This window comes from Tibeticola sp., assembly GCF_022759015.1.
Taxonomy (GTDB): domain Bacteria; phylum Pseudomonadota; class Gammaproteobacteria; order Burkholderiales; family Burkholderiaceae_C; genus Tibeticola; species Tibeticola sediminis.
The window spans coordinates 1-17579 of record NZ_JAEMQB010000162.1 but is presented as its reverse complement, the minus strand read 5'-3'; the positions used below and the strand labels follow the sequence as shown (position 1 = coordinate 17579).

General features: G+C 64.0%; 13 protein-coding genes and 1 tRNA gene. All 14 read left to right on the top strand.

Annotated features, from left to right (window positions below; genetic code table 11):
* Positions 1–141 (top strand): EF-Tu C-terminal domain-related protein (locus JHC36_RS10210; protein ID WP_503006883.1); only part of this gene is annotated, 141 nt, incomplete at its 5' end.
* 20 nt (positions 142–161) lie between these two features.
* A tRNA-Trp gene (locus JHC36_RS10205) sits at positions 162–237 on the top strand.
* Between the two features lie 102 nt (positions 238–339).
* On the top strand, positions 340–726 hold the full coding sequence (gene secE / locus JHC36_RS10200; RefSeq protein ID WP_287918736.1) for a preprotein translocase subunit SecE: 387 nt from the start codon (positions 340–342) through the stop codon (positions 724–726).
* Entirely contained in the window at positions 723–1310 is a 588-nt protein-coding gene (nusG, locus tag JHC36_RS10195; protein WP_287918734.1) for a transcription termination/antitermination protein NusG, read from the top strand. Before secE ends, nusG begins: the two co-directional genes overlap by 4 nt.
* Positions 1311–1420: 110 nt before the next feature.
* Positions 1421–1852 (top strand): 50S ribosomal protein L11, encoded by a 432-nt coding sequence (gene rplK / locus JHC36_RS10190; protein WP_124220973.1) that lies wholly within the window; start codon positions 1421–1423, stop codon positions 1850–1852.
* Between the two features lie 3 nt (positions 1853–1855).
* Positions 1856–2557 (top strand): 50S ribosomal protein L1, encoded by a 702-nt coding sequence (gene rplA / locus JHC36_RS10185; RefSeq protein ID WP_287918732.1) that lies wholly within the window; start codon positions 1856–1858, stop codon positions 2555–2557.
* Positions 2558–2882: 325 nt separating this feature from the next.
* Positions 2883–3407 (top strand): 50S ribosomal protein L10, encoded by a 525-nt coding sequence (rplJ, locus tag JHC36_RS10180; RefSeq protein ID WP_124220969.1) that lies wholly within the window; start codon positions 2883–2885, stop codon positions 3405–3407.
* 42 nt (positions 3408–3449) lie between these two features.
* Positions 3450–3830 (top strand): 50S ribosomal protein L7/L12, encoded by a 381-nt coding sequence (rplL, locus tag JHC36_RS10175; protein WP_124220966.1) that lies wholly within the window; start codon positions 3450–3452, stop codon positions 3828–3830.
* Positions 3831–4093: 263 nt separating this feature from the next.
* Complete coding sequence (gene rpoB, locus JHC36_RS10170) at positions 4094–8206, top strand: DNA-directed RNA polymerase subunit beta (RefSeq protein WP_287918730.1); 4113 nt, start codon at positions 4094–4096, stop codon at positions 8204–8206.
* A 69-nt stretch (positions 8207–8275) separates the two neighbouring features.
* Positions 8276–12508, top strand: coding sequence for a DNA-directed RNA polymerase subunit beta' (rpoC, locus tag JHC36_RS10165; RefSeq protein WP_287918728.1), 4233 nt, complete (start codon positions 8276–8278; stop codon positions 12506–12508).
* A gap of 73 nt (positions 12509–12581) precedes the next feature.
* Entirely contained in the window at positions 12582–13922 is a 1341-nt protein-coding gene (gene rsmB, locus JHC36_RS10160) for a 16S rRNA (cytosine(967)-C(5))-methyltransferase RsmB (RefSeq protein ID WP_287918726.1), read from the top strand.
* A gap of 82 nt (positions 13923–14004) precedes the next feature.
* A complete protein-coding gene (locus tag JHC36_RS10155; protein WP_287918724.1) occupies positions 14005–14553 on the top strand; it encodes a DUF4390 domain-containing protein in 549 nt (182 codons plus the stop codon).
* Positions 14550–16832 carry an ATP-binding protein gene (locus tag JHC36_RS10150; RefSeq protein WP_287918722.1) on the top strand — a complete coding sequence of 761 codons (2283 nt, stop codon included), beginning with the start codon at positions 14550–14552 and terminating at the stop codon, positions 16830–16832. The genes JHC36_RS10155 and JHC36_RS10150 overlap by 4 nt, the downstream gene beginning before the upstream one ends.
* Positions 16833–16869: 37 nt before the next feature.
* Positions 16870–17574 carry a response regulator gene (locus tag JHC36_RS10145; protein WP_124220957.1) on the top strand — a complete coding sequence of 235 codons (705 nt, stop codon included), beginning with the start codon at positions 16870–16872 and terminating at the stop codon, positions 17572–17574.
* The last annotated feature ends 5 nt before the right edge of the window (positions 17575–17579 follow it).

Below are 17579 nucleotides of genomic sequence, written 5' to 3'. Positions count from 1 at the left end.
GAAATGGTGATGCCCGGTGACAACGTCGCCATCACCGTCAAGCTCATCGCTCCGATCGCCATGGAAGAAGGCCTGCGCTTCGCCATCCGCGAAGGCGGCCGCACCGTCGGCGCCGGGGTCGTGTCGAAGATCATCGAGTAAAGCGATCGGAGCGTTCGCATAGGGGTATAGCTCAATTGGCAGAGCGTCGGTCTCCAAAACCGAAGGTTGTAGGTTCGATTCCTACTGCCCCTGCCACCTGAATGTGGCTCCGCGATGGCCCGCCAGATGTCTGGCGGGCTTCTATGTCTGAAGCGACACATTCTTCGAACCGGAGGCGCACTCGAGGCGCCGGTATCTATGGCATCTGTTCACGACGTTGAAACCGTCCACTCCGGCGCTGAGCGGGTCCGCCTCGCGGCTGCGGGTGTCTTGGCCTTGGCCGGTTTCGTCGCCTTTTTCCTTCTGTCCAAACAGGGGGGGCTCGTTCAGTGGGCGGCCCTGCTGGTGGCTTTTGCGGCCGCGGCGGGCGTGTTTCTGACGACCGAGCCGGGTCGCCGCCTCATCGCCTTTGGTCGCGAATCCTGGCGTGAGGTTCAAAAGGTCGTCTGGCCCTCACGGAAAGAGTCGCTGCAGGTGACGGGCTATGTTTTTGCGTTTGTCGTCGTCATGGCGCTGTTTCTCTGGTTGACCGACAAGACCTTGGAATGGCTGCTCTACGACTTGATTCTGGGATGGAGAAAATGACTGGCGACGCACCCTCGTCCGAGATTACGGCCGGCGCCGCGCCCGCGCGCCCCGACATGCGTTGGTATGTCGTGCATGCCTACTCCGGCATGGAAAAGGCCGTGGAGCGCAACCTTCGGGAGCGTATCCAGCGCGCCGGCATGGAAGACAAATTCGGGCGCATCCTGGTTCCGACCGAAGAGGTGGTCGAGGTCAAGGAAGGCCGTAAGCGCACCACCGAGCGCAAATTCTTCCCCGGCTATGTCCTCGTCGAGATGGTGATGGACGACGACACCTGGCACCTCGTGAAAAACACGAACAAGGTCACGGGTTTCGTGGGCGGCGCCAAAAACCGTCCCGCACCGATTTCCGAAGCCGAGGTGCAGAAGATCGTCAGCCAGATGCAGGAAGGCACCGAGAAGCCGCGCCACAAAGTCGAGTTCGAGGTTGGCGAGTACGTGCGCATCAAGGAAGGCCCGTTTGCCGACTTCAACGGCACGGTCGAAGACGTGAATTACGAAAAGAGCAAGCTTCACGTCTCGGTCACCATCTTTGGCCGCGCGACGCCGGTCGAGCTCGATTTCGGCCAGGTCGAAAAAGCCTGATTTTGGGGTCTGCGTGCTTGCCGGCTCGGCGCGCGGACCGTTTGATCGTTGAGCCGTAACCCCGGGGAGCCGCAGACCACTGCGGCGCCTGAACCCGCAAGGAGTCCATCATGGCGAAGAAAATCGTCGGCTACGTCAAGCTGCAAGTGCCAGCTGGCAAGGCCAATCCCTCACCCCCCATTGGTCCGGCGCTGGGTCAGCGCGGCCTCAACATCATGGAGTTCTGCAAGGCGTTCAACGCCCAGACTCAGGGTGTCGAGCCCGGCCTGCCGCTTCCGGTCGTGATCACGGCCTACGCGGACAAGAGCTTCACGTTCGTCATCAAGACGCCGCCGGCGACCACGCTGATCAAGAAGGCGCTCAAGCTCGACAAGGGTTCGGCCAAGCCGAATTCGGTCAAGGTCGGCAAGATCACGCGCGCTCAGCTCGAAGAAATTGCCAAGACCAAGATGCCCGACATGACGGCGGCCGACCTCGATGCAGCCGTTCGTACGATCGCGGGTTCCGCCCGGTCGATGGGCGTCAACGTGGAAGGGGTGTAAGCCATGGCCAAACTGACCAAACGCCAAAAGGCCTGCCAAGGCAAGGTCGACAGCACGAAGCTGTACCCGTTGCCCGAAGCGCTCAGCATCGTCAAGGATTGCGCGACGGCCAAGTTCGATGAATCGATCGATGTGGCGGTCCAGCTGGGCGTCGATGCCAAGAAGTCGGATCAAGTGGTGCGCGGCGCCGTCGTGCTGCCGCACGGCACCGGCAAGACCAAGCGCGTTGCCGTGTTCGCCCAAGGTGCCAAGGCCGAGGAAGCCAAAGCCGCCGGCGCGGACATCGTCGGCATGGATGACCTCGCCGAGCAGATCAAGGCGGGCAACATCAACTTCGACGTGGTGATCGCAGCCCCCGATGCGATGCGGGTCGTTGGTACGCTTGGCCAAATCCTGGGTCCGCGCGGCCTGATGCCGAACCCGAAGGTCGGCACCGTGACGCCGGACGTCGCCACCGCCGTGCGCAATGCCAAGGCCGGTCAGGTGCAGTTCCGCGTCGATAAGGCCGGCATCGTGCACACGACCATCGGTCGCCGTTCGTTCGACACCGACAAGCTGCAAGGCAACCTGGCCGCGCTGATCGATGCGCTCAACAAGGCCAAGCCTGCGAGCAGCAAAGGTGTTTATCTGCGTAAGCTGGCCGTCTCGTCGACCATGGGTGTTGGCGTTCGGGTCGACCCGCAGACGGTGGCTGCGCAGGCCTGATGCAAGGAATTCGGTGCGTGCCTTTCGGGCAACGCTGAATCAGTTCCTGCGATGGCGCGCGCCCGCAGCTGGGATGCGCGGCGCGTGAGGGACTGGTTCAGTGTTGCCTTAGCGTGCGCCGGAGTGGTGGGCTGACCCGGCTTGAACGAGATGGGTCGGGCCATCCGAGACCGTTGGCGCATGGGGTACATGCTTAATGGCCGTTCGGCCGCCAACGCAGATGGCGATCCCGCTGCTGGAGGATTTCGATCCCGAAACAGTTGGTCGCTGCAATGAGGCGTGTCGGTTGCCCGTCGGCATCCGACGCAATTTGAAGGAGTAGACCTTGAGTCTGAATCGCAGTGAGAAAGAAGCGGTCATTTCCGAAGTGACCGGCCTCGCCGCTAAAGCTCAAACGCTCGTGATGGCGGAATACCGCGGCATCACGGTCGCGGCCATGACGAAGCTGCGTTCCGAAGCGCGCAAGCAGGGCGTGAGCCTCAGCGTGTTGAAAAACACGCTGGCTCGCCGTGCGGTGGCAGGGACGCCGTTCGAAGTGGCGGTGGACCAGATGACCGGCCCGCTGATCTATGGCTTTTCCGAAGATGCCGTGGCCGCCGCGAAAGTGGTGGCCGAATTCGCCAAGACCAACGACAAGCTGGTCATCCGCGGCGGCGTTTACAGCGGCAAGAGCCTGGATGCGAACGGCGTGAAGCAGCTCGCCAGCATTCCGTCGAAGGAAGTGCTGTTGGCCCAGCTGTGTGGCTTGCTCAAGTCGCCGATCTCGCGCACGGCCGTGGTGCTGGGTGCGTTGGCGGCCAAAAAGGGCGAAGGCGCTGCCGAACCGGCAGCCGAGGCAGCTGCCGCTTGATCGCGACGGCTTTCGTTTCAACCAATTGTTAGGAAATTCAAAATGGCATTCGACAAAGACGCATTTCTGACCGCGCTCGACAGCATGACGGTCATGGAACTCAATGACCTCGTCAAGGCGATCGAAGAGAAGTTCGGCGTGAGCGCTGCCGCCATGGCCGCTCCGGCCGCAGGCGCTGCCGCTGGCGGTGGTGCCGCTGCTGCCGAAGAGAAGACCGAGTTCACCGTCGTCCTGACCGACGCCGGCGCGAACAAGGTTTCGGTCATCAAGGCCGTGCGCGAAATCACCGGCCTGGGCCTCAAGGAAGCCAAGGACCTGGTCGACGGCGCGCCCAAGCCCGTCAAGGAAGGCGTGGCCAAGGCCGACGCCGAAGCCGCCAAGAAGAAGCTCGAAGAAGCTGGCGCCAAGGTCGAACTCAAGTAATTGGCTCGGCCCAAAAAGGCTGGGGCCCCTCTGGCAGGGCGCCCCAGCCTTTTGGTCTTCCTGGAGTGCAGATGCAAGCCTGGCGTGCCGGGCTTGCATCTGTCCTCTGACCCCGACTGCAGAGGATGTCTTGGTTCGGGCCGTGTGCAATGCATGGCCGTCCGCCAATGGTTGGTAGTGGCCAGCCGCCAAGGACCGTCGAGCGCCGCTCGACTCATCAAGTCGCAAAGACCCCAGGACGCATGTCTTTGACCGGAGAACCCATGGCTTATTCCTATACCGAGCGCAAGCGCATCCGCAAGAGTTTCGGCACCCGCGAGAGCGTGCTCGAGGTTCCATACCTCCTTCAAATGCAAAAGGACGCTTACACGGCGTTCCTCCAGGCCGATGTGCCGCCGCGCAAGCGGAGTCATGAAGGCCTGCAGGCGGCCTTTGAGTCGGCGTTCCCGATCGTCTCGCACAACGGCTTCGTCGAGATGAAGTTCCTCGAGTACAACCTGGCCAAGCCCGCGTTTGACGTTCGCGAATGCCAGACCCGCGGCTTGACCTACGCCTCGGCGGTGCGGGCACGGGTTCAGCTCATCATCTACGACCGCGAGGCCTCCACCGCGCAATCGAAGGTCGTCAAAGAAGTGAAAGAGCAAGAGGTCTATATGGGCGAGGTTCCGCTCATGACCGACAAAGGCTCGTTCATCATCAACGGGACCGAGCGCGTCATCGTCTCGCAGCTGCACCGCTCGCCCGGCGTGTTCTTCGAGCACGACAAGGGCAAGACCCATAGCTCGGGCAAGCTCTTGTTCTCGGCCCGCATCATTCCGTACCGCGGCTCGTGGCTGGACTTCGAGTTCGACCCGAAAGACCTGCTGTACTTCCGCGTCGACCGTCGCCGCAAGATGCCGGTCACGATTTTGCTCAAGGCGATCGGCCTCACGCCCGAGTCCATCCTGGCCAATTTCTACGTGAACGACCACTTCCGCCTGATGGACAGTGGCGCGTTGATGGAGTTCGTGCCCGAGCGTCTGCGGGGTGAGGTGGCGCGCTTCGACATCACCGACAAGACCGGCAAGGTCGTCGTGGCCAAGGACAAGCGCATCACGGCGCGCCACACGCGCGAGCTCGAGCAGTCCGGCACGACTCACATCAGCGTCCCCGAGGACTTCCTGATCGGCCGCGTCGTCGCGCGCAACATCGTTGACCCCGACACCGGTGAGATTCTCGCCAAGGCCAACGACGAGCTCACCGAGGCTTTGCTCAAGAAGCTGCGCGCCGCCGGCGTTCAGGATCTGGCTTGCATCTACACGAACGAGCTGGACCAGGGGCCGTACATCTCCCAGACTCTGCGCACCGACGAGACCGCCGACGAGTTTTCCGCGCGGGTGGCCATCTACCGCATGATGCGCCCGGGCGAGCCGCCCACCGAGGACGCGGTGCAAGCGCTGTTCCAGCGCCTGTTCTACAACCCGGACACCTACGATCTGTCGCGCGTCGGCCGCATGAAGTTCAACGCCCGCGTGGGCCGTGACGATCCGACCGGCCCGATGGTGTTGACCAATGAAGACATTCTCGCCGTCGTGAAGATCCTGGTCGATCTGCGCAACGGCCGCGGCGAAGTCGACGATATCGATCACCTCGGCAACCGCCGCGTGCGCTGCGTGGGTGAACTGGCCGAAAACCAGTACCGGACCGGTCTGGCGCGCATTGAGAAGGCCGTGAAGGAGCGTCTGGGTCAGGCCGAGCAGGAACCCTTGATGCCGCATGACCTGATCAACTCCAAGCCGATTTCGGCCGCGCTCAAGGAGTTCTTCGGTGCTTCGCAGCTGTCGCAGTTCATGGACCAGACCAACCCTCTGGCCGAGATCACGCACAAGCGTCGGGTTTCCGCGCTCGGCCCGGGTGGCTTGACCCGCGAGCGCGCCGGCTTCGAGGTGCGCGACGTGCACGTCACCCACTACGGTAGCGTCTGCCCGATCGAGACGCCTGAAGGCCCGAACATCGGCCGGATCAATTCGCTGGCTTTGTATGCGCGCCTGAACGAATACGGCTTCATCGAGACGCCGTACCGCCGCGTCGTCGATGGCAAGGTCACGAACCAGATCGATTACCTCTCTGCCATCGAAGAAGGCAAGTACGTCATCGCGCAGGCCAACGCCACGCTCGACGCGGAAGGACGCCTCGTCGGTGAGCTCGTCTCGGCGCGCGAGAAGGGCGAATCGGTGCTGGTCGGTCCCGAGCGTGTCCAGTACATGGACGTTTCGCCTGCTCAGATCGTTTCCGTCGCCGCCTCGCTGGTTCCGTTCCTCGAGCACGACGATGCCAACCGCGCGCTCATGGGCGCCAACATGTCCCGTCAGGCGGTTCCGGTGCTGCGGCCCGAAAAGCCGATGGTGGGCACGGGCATCGAGCGCGTCGCTGCGGTCGACTCCGGCACCGTGGTGGTGGCCAAGCGCGGCGGTGTGGTCGACTACGTCGATGCGACCCGCATCGTGATCCGGGTCAACGACGCGGAAGCCGTGGCCGGCGAGGTCGGGGTGGACATCTACAACCTCATCAAGTACCAGCGCTCGAACCAAAACACGAACATCCACCAGCGCCCCATCGTCAAGAAGGGGGACAAGCTGGAGAAGGGGGACGTGATCGCCGACGGCGCCTCGACCGACCTCGGTGAAATCGCGATCGGCCAGAACATGCTGATCGCGTTCATGCCCTGGAACGGCTACAACTTCGAGGACTCGATCCTGATTTCCGAGCGGGTCGTGGCCGAGGACCGCTATACCTCGATCCACATCGAGGAGCTGGTCGTCATGGCGCGCGACACCAAGCTTGGCGCCGAGGAAATCACGCGGGACATCCCGAACCTCTCCGAGCAGCAACTCAACCGGCTCGACGAGTCGGGCATCATCTACGTCGGCGCGGAAGTCCAGCCCGGGGATGTGCTGGTCGGCAAGGTGACGCCCAAGGGCGAGACCACGCTGACGCCCGAAGAGAAGCTTCTGCGCGCCATCTTCGGCGAGAAGGCGTCCGACGTGAAAGACACGTCGCTGCGGGTCGAGCAGGGCAGCTCGGGCACCGTGATCGACGTCCAGGTCTTCACGCGTGAGGGCATTCAGCGCGACAAGCGCGCGCAGCAGATCATCGACGATGAACTCAAGCGCTTCCGCCTGGACCTCAACGACCAGTTGCGCATCGTGGAGGCCGACGCCTACGACCGGATCGAGAAGCTGCTCGTGGGCCGCGTGGCCAACGGGGGGCCGAAGAAGCTGGCCAAAGGCACGAAGATCGACAAAGCCTATCTCGACTCGATCGAGAAATTCCACTGGTTCGACATCCGTCCGGCCGAGGACGACGTGGCCGCGCAGCTCGAAAGCATCAAGAACGCGCTCGAGCAAACCCGGCACAGCTTCGATCTCGCGTTCGAAGAGAAGCGCAAGAAGCTCACGCAAGGCGACGAGCTGCCCGCAGGCGTCTTGAAGATGGTCAAGGTGTATCTCGCGGTCAAGCGCCGGCTGCAGCCCGGTGACAAGATGGCTGGTCGTCACGGCAACAAGGGCGTGGTGTCGAAGATCGTGCCGGTGGAAGACATGCCCTACATGGCGGACGGCACGCCGTGCGACATCGTGCTCAACCCGCTCGGCGTGCCTTCACGCATGAACATCGGGCAGGTGCTCGAAGTCCATCTGGGCTGGGCGGGCAAGGGCCTGGGCCAGCGCATCGGTGATTTGCTGCAGCGCGAAGCCAGCGCGGCGGAACTGCGTGCCTTCCTGGACAAGGTCTACAACCAGACCGGTCGCAAAGAAGACCTGAGCCAACTCAGCGACGAACAACTGCGCGAGATGGCGTCCGAACTCGTCAAGGGCGTGCCCTTCGCGTCGCCGGTGTTCGACGGCGCATCCGAGGCGGAAATCCGCGAGATGCTCATGCTCGCCTATCCGGATGAGGTGGCACAAGCCAAGGGCCTCACGCCGAGCCGCACGCAAGCGTGGCTGCGCGACGGGCGCACGGGAGACCTCTTCGAGCGTCCGACGACGGTGGGCTATATGCACTACCTGAAGCTGCACCACCTGGTCGACGACAAGATGCACGCCCGCTCGACCGGTCCGTACTCGCTCGTGACGCAGCAGCCGCTGGGCGGCAAGGCCCAATTCGGTGGTCAGCGCTTCGGTGAGATGGAAGTGTGGGCGCTCGAGGCCTATGGGGCCGCGTACGTGCTGCAGGAAATGCTCACGGTCAAATCCGACGACGTCCAGGGCCGGACCAAGGTCTATGAAAACATCGTCAAGGGTGAGCACTCGATCAGCGCGGGCATGCCCGAGTCGTTCAATGTTCTGGTGAAGGAAATTCGTTCGTTGGGCCTGGATATCGAACTCGAACGGTCCTGAGACCCCGGCGGGCACGCACGGCCCCTGCCGGCGTGCCCCCTCCCCCATTGACGAAGAAGGAAGAGTCACATGAAATCCATTCTTGACCTGTTCAAGCAGTTCACCCCCGACGAGCATTTCGATGCCATCCGCATCGGTTTGGCTTCACCCGAAAAGATCCGCTCGTGGTCGTTCGGTGAAGTGAAAAAGCCCGAGACCATCAACTACCGCACGTTCAAACCGGAGCGTGACGGCCTGTTCTGCGCCAAGATCTTCGGCCCGATCAAGGACTACGAGTGCTTGTGCGGCAAATACAAGCGTCTCAAGCACCGCGGCGTGATCTGCGAAAAGTGCGGCGTCGAAGTCACCCAGACCAAGGTGCGCCGCGAGCGCATGGGTCACATCGACCTGGCTGCGCCCTGTGCCCACATCTGGTTCCTGAAGTCGCTGCCGTCGCGCCTGGGCCTCGTGCTCGACATGACGCTGCGCGACATCGAACGCGTGCTGTACTTCGAAGCCTATGTGGTGACCGACCCCGGCATGACGCCGCTGAAGAAGTTCAGCATCATGACCGAGGACGAATACGAGGCCAAGCGCCGCGAGTTCGGCGATGAATTCGAAGCCAAGATGGGCGCCGAAGGCATCAAGGACTTGCTCCAAGGCATCGACATCGAGGCCGAGATCGAGCGCCTGCGCGGTGACCTGACGGGCTCCGAGGTCAAGGTCAAGAAAAACGCCAAGCGGCTCAAGCTGCTCGAAGCGTTCAAGAAGTCGGGCATCAAGCCCGAGTGGATGGTGCTTGAAGTGCTGCCGGTGCTGCCGCCGGATCTGCGCCCGCTCGTTCCGCTCGACGGCGGTCGCTTTGCGACCTCCGACCTCAACGACCTGTACCGGCGCGTCATCAACCGCAACAGCCGCTTGAAGCGGCTGCTCGAGCTCAAAGCGCCCGAGATCATCGCGCGCAACGAAAAGCGCATGTTGCAGGAGGCCGTCGACAGCCTGCTCGACAACGGCCGTCGCGGCAAGGCCATGACCGGCGCGAACAAGCGGGCGCTGAAGTCGCTCGCCGACATGATCAAGGGCAAGGGTGGTCGTTTCCGCCAAAACCTGTTGGGTAAGCGCGTCGACTACTCCGGCCGCTCGGTCATTACCGTGGGCCCGACGCTCAAGCTGCACCAGTGTGGCTTGCCCAAGCTCATGGCGCTCGAACTGTTCAAGCCCTTCATCTTCGCGCGCCTCGAGCAGATGGGCATTGCCACGACCATCAAGGCTGCCAAGAAGGAAGTGGAAGCCGGCACCCCCGTGGTCTGGGACATTCTGGAAGAGGTGATCAAGGAGCATCCGGTGCTGCTCAACCGCGCACCGACCTTGCACCGTCTGGGCATCCAGGCCTTCGAGCCGATCTTGATCGAGGGTAAGGCGATTCAGCTGCACCCGCTGGTCTGCGCGGCCTTCAACGCCGACTTCGACGGCGACCAGATGGCCGTGCACGTGCCGCTGTCGGTCGAGGCACAGATGGAAGCGCGCGTGTTGATGCTCGCTTCGAACAACATCTTGTTCCCGGCCAACGGCGAGCCCTCCATCGTCCCCTCGCAGGACATGGTGCTGGGCCTGTACTACGCGACCCGCGAGCGCATCAACGGCCGCGGCGAAGGGATGGTGTTTGCCGACGTCGGGGAAGTCCAGCGGGCACTGGACGCCGGCGAGGTGGAACTGACTTCGCGCGTGACGGTACGCCTGACCGAATACCAGCGCGACAAAGAGACCGGTGCGTTCACGCCCGAGACCCGATTGGTCGAAACCACGGTGGGTCGCGCGCTCCTGAGCGAAATCCTGCCGAAGGGTCTTCCCTTTGCCTACCTCAACAAGGCGCTGAAGAAAAAGGAAATCTCGCGCCTGATCAATGCCTCGTTCCGCAAGTGCGGCCTCAAGGAAACGGTGGTGTTCGCCGACAAGCTGCTGCAAAACGGCTTCCGTCTAGCGACCAAGGCCGGCATTTCGATCTGCGTCGACGACATGCTCGTGCCGCCGCAGAAGGCCGAGATCATCGCGCGCGCCGAGCGCGAGGTGAAGGAGATCGAGCAGCAATACGTCTCCGGTCTCGTGACGGCCGGTGAGCGTTACAACAAGGTCGTCGACATCTGGGGCAAGGCTGCCGACGAGGTGTCGAAGGTGATGATGGCCCAGCTCGCCAAAGAGAAAGTCATCGATCGCCACGGCAATGAGGTCGAGCAGGAGTCGTTCAACTCGATCTACATGATGGCCGACTCGGGGGCGCGCGGTTCTGCGGCCCAGATCCGCCAGCTGGCCGGTATGCGGGGCCTGATGGCCAAGCCCGATGGCTCGATCATCGAGACGCCGATTACCGCCAACTTCCGCGAAGGCCTCAACGTTCTGCAGTACTTCATCTCGACGCACGGCGCGCGTAAGGGTTTGGCTGATACGGCGCTGAAGACGGCGAACTCGGGTTACCTCACGCGTCGTCTCGTCGACGTGACGCAGGATCTCGTGGTGATCGAGGAAGACTGCGGCACGCAGAACGGCTCGGTGATGCGCGCCATCGTCGAAGGCGGTGAAGTGATCGAATCGTTGCGCGAGCGCATTCTGGGCCGCACGGCGGCCGAGGACATCGTCCATCCGCAGACGCGGGCGGTGGTGGTCAAAGCCGGCGAAATGCTCGATGAAGACGCCATCGACCTGCTCGAGGAAGCCGGTGTCGACGAAGTCAAGGTTCGCACCGCGCTGACCTGCGAGACCCGCTACGGCTTGTGCGCGAAGTGCTACGGCCGCGACCTGGGACGCGGCGGGCTCATCAACGTCGGCGAGGCCGTGGGCGTCATTGCCGCACAGTCGATCGGCGAGCCCGGCACGCAGCTGACGATGCGGACCTTCCACATCGGTGGTGCCGCGTCGCGCGCAGCCATCGCGTCGAGCGTCGAGGCGAAGTCCAACGGTTTCATCGGCTTCAACGCGACGATGCGCTACGTCACCAACAGCAAGGGTGAGCTGGTGGTCATCGCTCGCTCGGGCGAGATCGTGATCCATGATGAGCATGGCCGCGAACGCGAACGCCACAAGGTGCCGTACGGCGCGACCCTCACCGTCAAGCCCGATCAGGCCGTGAAGGCCGGCACGATCCTGGCCACCTGGGACCCGCTGACCCGCCCGATCATCACGGAATTCGCCGGTACGGTGAAGTTCGAGAATGTCGAGGAAGGCCTTACGGTTGCCAAGCAGGTCGACGAAGTCACGGGCCTTTCGACCCTGGTCGTCATCGATCCCAAGCGACTGGGTACCAGCAAGGCCAGCAAAGTCGTGCGGCCGCAGGTCAAGCTGCTCGATGCGCAGGGCAACGAGGTCAAGATCCCGAATACCGATCACTCGGTGACGATCGGGTTCCCCGTCGGCGCACTCATCCAGGTCCGCGATGGACAAACCGTGCATCCGGGCGAAGTGCTCGCGCGCATCCCGATCGAAGGCCAGAAGACCCGCGACATCACCGGCGGTCTGCCGCGCGTGGCCGAACTGTTCGAGGCGCGCTCGCCCAAGGACAAGGGCATCCTCGCGGAGATCACCGGCACCGTTTCGTTCGGCAAGGAGACCAAGGGCAAGATCCGCCTCAAGATCACCGACCCCGAAGGCAAGGAATGGGAAGAGCTCATCCCGAAGGACAAAAACATCCTGGTCCACGAGGGGCAGGTGGTCAACAAGGGCGAGAGCATCGTCGACGGACCGGCCGATCCGCAGGACATCCTGCGCCTGCTCGGCATGGAAGAGCTCGCGCGCTACATCGTCGACGAGGTGCAGGACGTCTACCGCCTCCAGGGTGTGAAGATCAACGACAAGCACATCGAAGTCATCGTGCGCCAGATGCTGCGTCGCGTCGTGGTCGAGAATCCGGGCGATTCGACCTACATTGCCGGCGAACAGGTCGAGCGCTCCGAAATCCTCGACACCAACGATGCCTTGCGCAAGGAAGGCAAGATCCCGGCCACCTACAGCAACATCCTGCTGGGTATCACCAAGGCCTCGTTGTCGACCGATTCCTTCATCTCTGCGGCCTCGTTCCAGGAAACGACGCGCGTGCTCACCGAGGCGGCCATCATGGGCAAGCGCGACGAGCTGCGCGGACTCAAGGAGAACGTGATCGTCGGTCGTCTGATTCCGGCCGGTACGGGTTTGGCCTATCACCAGGCCCGCAAGGTTCGCGAGCAGATGGACGAGGAAGAGCGCCGGGCCATCGCCGAAGCCGAGGCCGAGAGCTTGGCCGAAGCGCAGGCTGCGGCGGGCAACGGAGCCATGGACGTCGACACGGACCGCTGATCGACTCCTGAAACCATAGCGCCCAGGCGGGGAATCATCCCGGCGCTGGGCGCTTTTTATTGGAAAGTGCGTCGTGGAACGTCTCCCAGCGAAGCCCCGGACGGCCGAGGCCCCGGCGCTGAGCCACCAATTGCAAATCGTCTCGTCGCTGGTGGCGGAAGTCCGTGCCGGCCGTTCCCTGACGTCCGCGCTCGATCACGTGTCTTCGGCCGACCGCGCCGGCGCCCAGGCTTTGGCCTTCGCGGTCATGCGGCACTTGGGGCGGGCGATGGCGCTGCGTCGGCGTCTGGCACGGCGCGCGCCGCCACCGCCGGTAGACGCGTTGTTGCTCACGGCGCTGGCGCTGCTGACCGAGGAGGGCGATCGGGCCTACAAGCCCTATGTGCTCGTCGATCAAGCCGTCGAGGCCGCCAAGGGCCGCGCGCAGACGCGCGCCCAAGCGGGTTTCCTCAATGCCTGTCTGCGCCGGTTTCTTCAGGATCGGGACCGCCTCGTTCAAGAAACCGATGCCGACCCCGAGGCCCGCTACAACCATCCGCGTTGGTGGATCGAGCGCCTGCAGCGCGATCACCCCGAGCACTGGGAGGCGATCCTTCAGGCCGACCAGCAGGCGGCCCCGCTGTGTCTGCGCGTCCATCGGCGGCGCATCGACCCGGAGTCTTATCGAGAGCGTCTGGCGGCGCAGGGGCTTTCGGCTCGGCGCGTTGGGCCCGTGGGTCTGGCGCTCGAGCGTTCGGTTCCGGTGAGCCAACTGCCGGGATTTGCCCAAGGTTGGGTCTCGGTGCAGGACGCGGGCGCGCAACAGGCTGCGCCTTTGCTGCTCGATGCCTTGGGGGAGCGCGCGGCCCATGCCCGCATCCTCGATGCCTGCGCCGCGCCGGGCGGCAAAACGGCGCATTTGCTCGAATCGGCCGATGTCGAGGTCACCGCGCTCGACGTCGACCCTGCGCGCTGTGTGCGGATCCGGGAAAACCTCCACCGCCTCGGGCTCGATGCGGAGATCCGCGCGGCCGACGCGCGTCAGCCCGCGCTCTGGTGGGACGGCCGCCGCTTCGAAGGCATCTTGCTCGATGCTCCCTGCACCGCCTCGGGGATCGTGCGGCGACATCCCGATGTGCGGTGGCTGCGCCGCGCCGAGGATGTGGATGCGCTCGTGCAGACTCAAGCCGAACTGCTCGAGGCGCTCTGGCCGCTGCTGCAGCCCGGCGGCGTCCTGCTCTATTGCACCTGCTCGATTTTTCGCGCCGAGGGCAGTGACCAGATCGAAGCGTTTCTTGCGCGCCACACCGACGCGTTCGAGCTCCCCGCGCCGGGGCATTTGCTGCCGATTGCCGACCGCAAGAACCCCGGACTGCCAGACAATGCCGTGGGTGAGCATGATGGATTCTTTTACGCGCGCTTGCAGAAGCGTTAACCCGTTCCGGGTACGCCGCGCTTCCCCGTGCCTGATTCAGTGCTGCCTGAGTCTCGTCGTCCTTACGATCGGCCAGTTGCTGGTGGCTGCAGCGGCATGGGCCGATGCGCCGCCGCTGCACATCAGCCAGTTTCAGCTCGAGCGTTCGGATCAAGGCGTGTTTTTGAGCGCCCAGGTTGAGCTTCGGCTGCCGGCGGCGGTGGAGGATGCGGCGCGTCGCGGGGTGCCTCTGTATTTCGTCGCCGAGGCGGATTTGCGGCGCGAGCGCTGGTATTGGTACGACAGCAAGGTCGCGTCGGTGCGGCGCTACCTGCGGCTGGCGTTTCAGCCCTTGACGCGTCGTTGGCGCATCAACATGGCTGCGGAGCCGATGACCAGCGCCGTGCTCGGTGTGAGTCTCGCGCAAAACCATGAGACGCTCGAAGAAGCGCTGTCCGCCATCGGCCGCTTCTCACGCTGGCGCATTGCCGATGCGGGCATGATCGAGCCCGGGGCGCGCTACGGGGTCGAATTCCGCTTTGCGCTCGACGTCTCGCAGCTTCCCCGGCCCTTTCAAATCGGAACTGCCGGACAGTCAGACTGGAGCTTGGCCGTGACCCGCAGCGAGCGGTTGCCGGAGGACGCTCGATGAGCCACGCAGGCGCCGGTCCAGGGTCGCCTGCCGAGGCTTCCGCGCGCGCCCGGTGGGCTTTGCTCGTCGCCGCCGTGATGGTGGTTGGGATCGGGCTGGTGCTCCTCTTTCTGCTAGCACAGGCCACGAACAACCGTGAACTGTACGAGCGCAATTACCTGCGCCTGTTCGTCCTCAACATCGTCGTCGCCGGGTTTTTGGCCGCTTTCGTGCTGTGGGCCGCCCTGCGTCTTTGGCGGCGCCTGCGCCAGGGCAAATTCGGCAGCCGCTTGCTGGTCAAGCTCGCGACGATCTTCGCGCTCGTCGGATTCTTCCCGGGCATGCTGATCTACGTCGTCTCCTACCAGTTCGTCTCGCGCTCGATCGAGAGCTGGTTCGACATCAAAGTCGAGGGCGCGCTCGAAGCCGGCTTGAACCTTGGCCGCGCGACCCTCGACGCGCTCAGCCAGGACCTGGCAAGCAAAACCCGCGCTGCGGCGGCCCAACTGGCGCCTTTGAGTGACACGGCGGCAGCGCTCGCGCTGGAGCGGCTGCGCGAGCAGCTCGAGGTCAGCGACGTCGTGCTTTGGAGTGCGTCGGGGCAGCTCATCGCCAGCTCCGGTCAGTCGCGCTATGAGCTGAGGCCCGAGCGGCCGACCACGCAGCAATTGCGTCTGGCACGCAGCCAGCGGGTCGTCACGCAGGTAGAGGGCTTCGATGAGGCCACCGCCGCTCAGGCGTCTCCGGCGCAGGCTCGGATCCGCGCGCTTGCCGTCGTGGTACCGCAGAGCTTCGGCCTGACAGCCGAGCCGCGTTATCTGCAGGTCACCCAGGTGTTGCCGCCTTCGCTCGTCGCCAATGCGCTCGCGGTCCAGGAAGCCTACCGGGAGTATCAGGAACGCGCCCTGGGACGCGAGGGCCTGCGGCGCATGTACATCGGCACCTTGACCCTCACGCTGTTCCTGGCGCTCTTTGGCGCGGTCTTGTTGGCGGTCTTGCTCGGCAACCAACTCGTGCGCCCGCTGATCTTTCTGGCCGATGGCATGCGACGCGTGGCGGCGGGCGACCTCACGCCCATCACCGCGATGCCCGGCAAGGATGAACTCGGCGGCCTCACCCGCTCGTTTGCGACGATGACCGAACAGCTCGCGGAGGCGCGAACCGCAGCGGAAACCCATCTCGGCGCGCTCGAAGCCGCACGGGCCAGCCTGCAGACCATCCTCGACAACCTCACGGCTGGCGTCATCGTGCTCGACCGCCAAGGCCGCGTTCGCTCGAGCAACCCGGGCGCGGATCGCATCCTGCGGCTCGATGTCTCGGCGCACCGGGGCTCGGCGCTTGCCGAGATTCCCGGGCTCGAGGCGCTCGGTCGTTGGGTCGCGGCGCAATTCGATGCCTTCGAAGGCGAGCGCGAGACCCACGGTTTGGACCATTGGCAACAGACCTATGAGCTCCACACCACCGGCCACGGGCAGGATGAACAGTCCGTCACGCTGGTGGTGCGCGGGGCCTTGCTGCCCGATGGAAACCGCCTGCTGGTTTTCGATGACATCTCCGAAATCGTCTCGGCGCAGCGTGCCCGTGCCTGGGGCGAGGTGGCGCGCCGCCTCGCGCATGAAATCAAGAACCCCTTGACCCCCATCCAACTGTCGGCTGAGCGCCTCGAGCGCAAGCTGGCCGAGAAGCTCGATCCCGCCGACCGCGCCGTGTTGGTCAAGTCCGTCAAGACCATCGTCGATCAGGTCGATGCCATGAAGCGCTTGGTCAACGAATTTCGCGACTATGCGCGCCTCCCCACGGCAGACCTCAAGCCGCTCGACCTCAATGCGCTCGTCCACGAGGTCTTGCAGATGTATGAAAACGACCCGTCTCAGCCGCACCGTCGCATTTCCGTTCGGCTCGACCCGCAATGTCCACCGATCGTCGGGGATGCCCAGCAGTTGCGCCAAGTCCTGCACAACCTGATTCAAAACGCGCAGGATGCCTGCGATGCGGCGCGGCAAAGCGGCGGGGAACCCGGCGGCATCGAGATCCGCACCCAGTGGATTGCGGCTGCAGGGCGCGTGCGCCTCACGGTCGCCGACACCGGTTGCGGTTTTTCCGAATCGACCCTCAAGCGCGCGTTCGAGCCCTACGTCACGACCAAGCCCAAGGGCACGGGGCTTGGGCTTGCGGTGGTCAAGAAAATTGCCGACGAACACCGCGCACGTGTCGACCTCTCCAACCGCAGCTCCGACGGTCGCGTCGAGGGCGCGCAGGTGTCGCTATCATTCCCCCTCGACGCGGGAGGCAAGGGCTGATCCAGACCCTTGAGCGCGCCCCACACACAGACGAGACATGGCAAACATTTTGGTGGTCGACGACGAGCTCGGGATTCGGGATTTGCTTTCGGAAATCCTCAACGACGAGGGCCACGCCGTCGAGTTGGCCGAAAACGCCGCCCAGGCGCGTGAGGCGCGGCTACGCTACCGCCCCGACCTCGTGCTGCTCGACATCTGGATGCCCGATACCGACGGCGTGACCTTGCTCAAAGAGTGGGCGGCCCAAAGCATGCTCGACATGCCGGTCATCATGATGAGTGGCCACGCCACGATCGAAACCGCGGTCGAGGCCACGCGCATCGGGGCGCTCGCTTTCCTTGAAAAGCCCATCACCCTTCAAAAATTGCTGAAAGCGGTTGAGCAAGGCTTGACGCACCGCACGCCGCTGGCCACCAAGAAGACCGAGCGCGAACCCTTCGCTGCTTCGACGGCCCGTTCGGGCGCCGACCTTTCCGTCCAAGAGGCGATGACCGGAGGACAGAGGCTCGCCAACGCCGAAGACCTCGGCCCCGCCCAACGCCAAACCTTCGACCTGGATCGACCCTTGCGCGACGCCCGCGACGCTTTCGAGAAAGCCTACTTTGAGTTCCATCTCGCCCGCGAGGGCGGGTCCATGACCCGGGTGGCTGAAAAAACCGGCCTCGAACGCACGCACCTGTATCGCAAGCTCAAGCAGCTCGGGGTCGACCTCTCCCGCGCCAAGCGGGTCAACGGAGACTGAGGATG

Bases quoted from the DNA above. Each gene is read 5' to 3' on its own strand.
- secE (WP_287918736.1), top strand. From the start codon at position 340: ATGGCATCTGTTCACGACGTTGAAACCGTCCACTCCGGCGCTGAGCGG.
- nusG (WP_287918734.1), top strand. From the start codon at position 723: ATGACTGGCGACGCACCCTCGTCCGAGATTACGGCCGGCGCCGCGCCC.
- rplK (WP_124220973.1), top strand. From the start codon at position 1,421: ATGGCGAAGAAAATCGTCGGCTACGTCAAGCTGCAAGTGCCAGCTGGC.
- rplA (WP_287918732.1), top strand. From the start codon at position 1,856: ATGGCCAAACTGACCAAACGCCAAAAGGCCTGCCAAGGCAAGGTCGAC.
- rplL (WP_124220966.1), top strand. From the start codon at position 3,450: ATGGCATTCGACAAAGACGCATTTCTGACCGCGCTCGACAGCATGACG.
- rpoB (WP_287918730.1), top strand. From the start codon at position 4,094: ATGGCTTATTCCTATACCGAGCGCAAGCGCATCCGCAAGAGTTTCGGC.
- rpoC (WP_287918728.1), top strand. From the start codon at position 8,276: ATGAAATCCATTCTTGACCTGTTCAAGCAGTTCACCCCCGACGAGCAT.
- JHC36_RS10150 (WP_287918722.1), top strand. From the start codon at position 14,550: ATGAGCCACGCAGGCGCCGGTCCAGGGTCGCCTGCCGAGGCTTCCGCG.
- JHC36_RS10145 (WP_124220957.1), top strand. From the start codon at position 16,870: ATGGCAAACATTTTGGTGGTCGACGACGAGCTCGGGATTCGGGATTTG.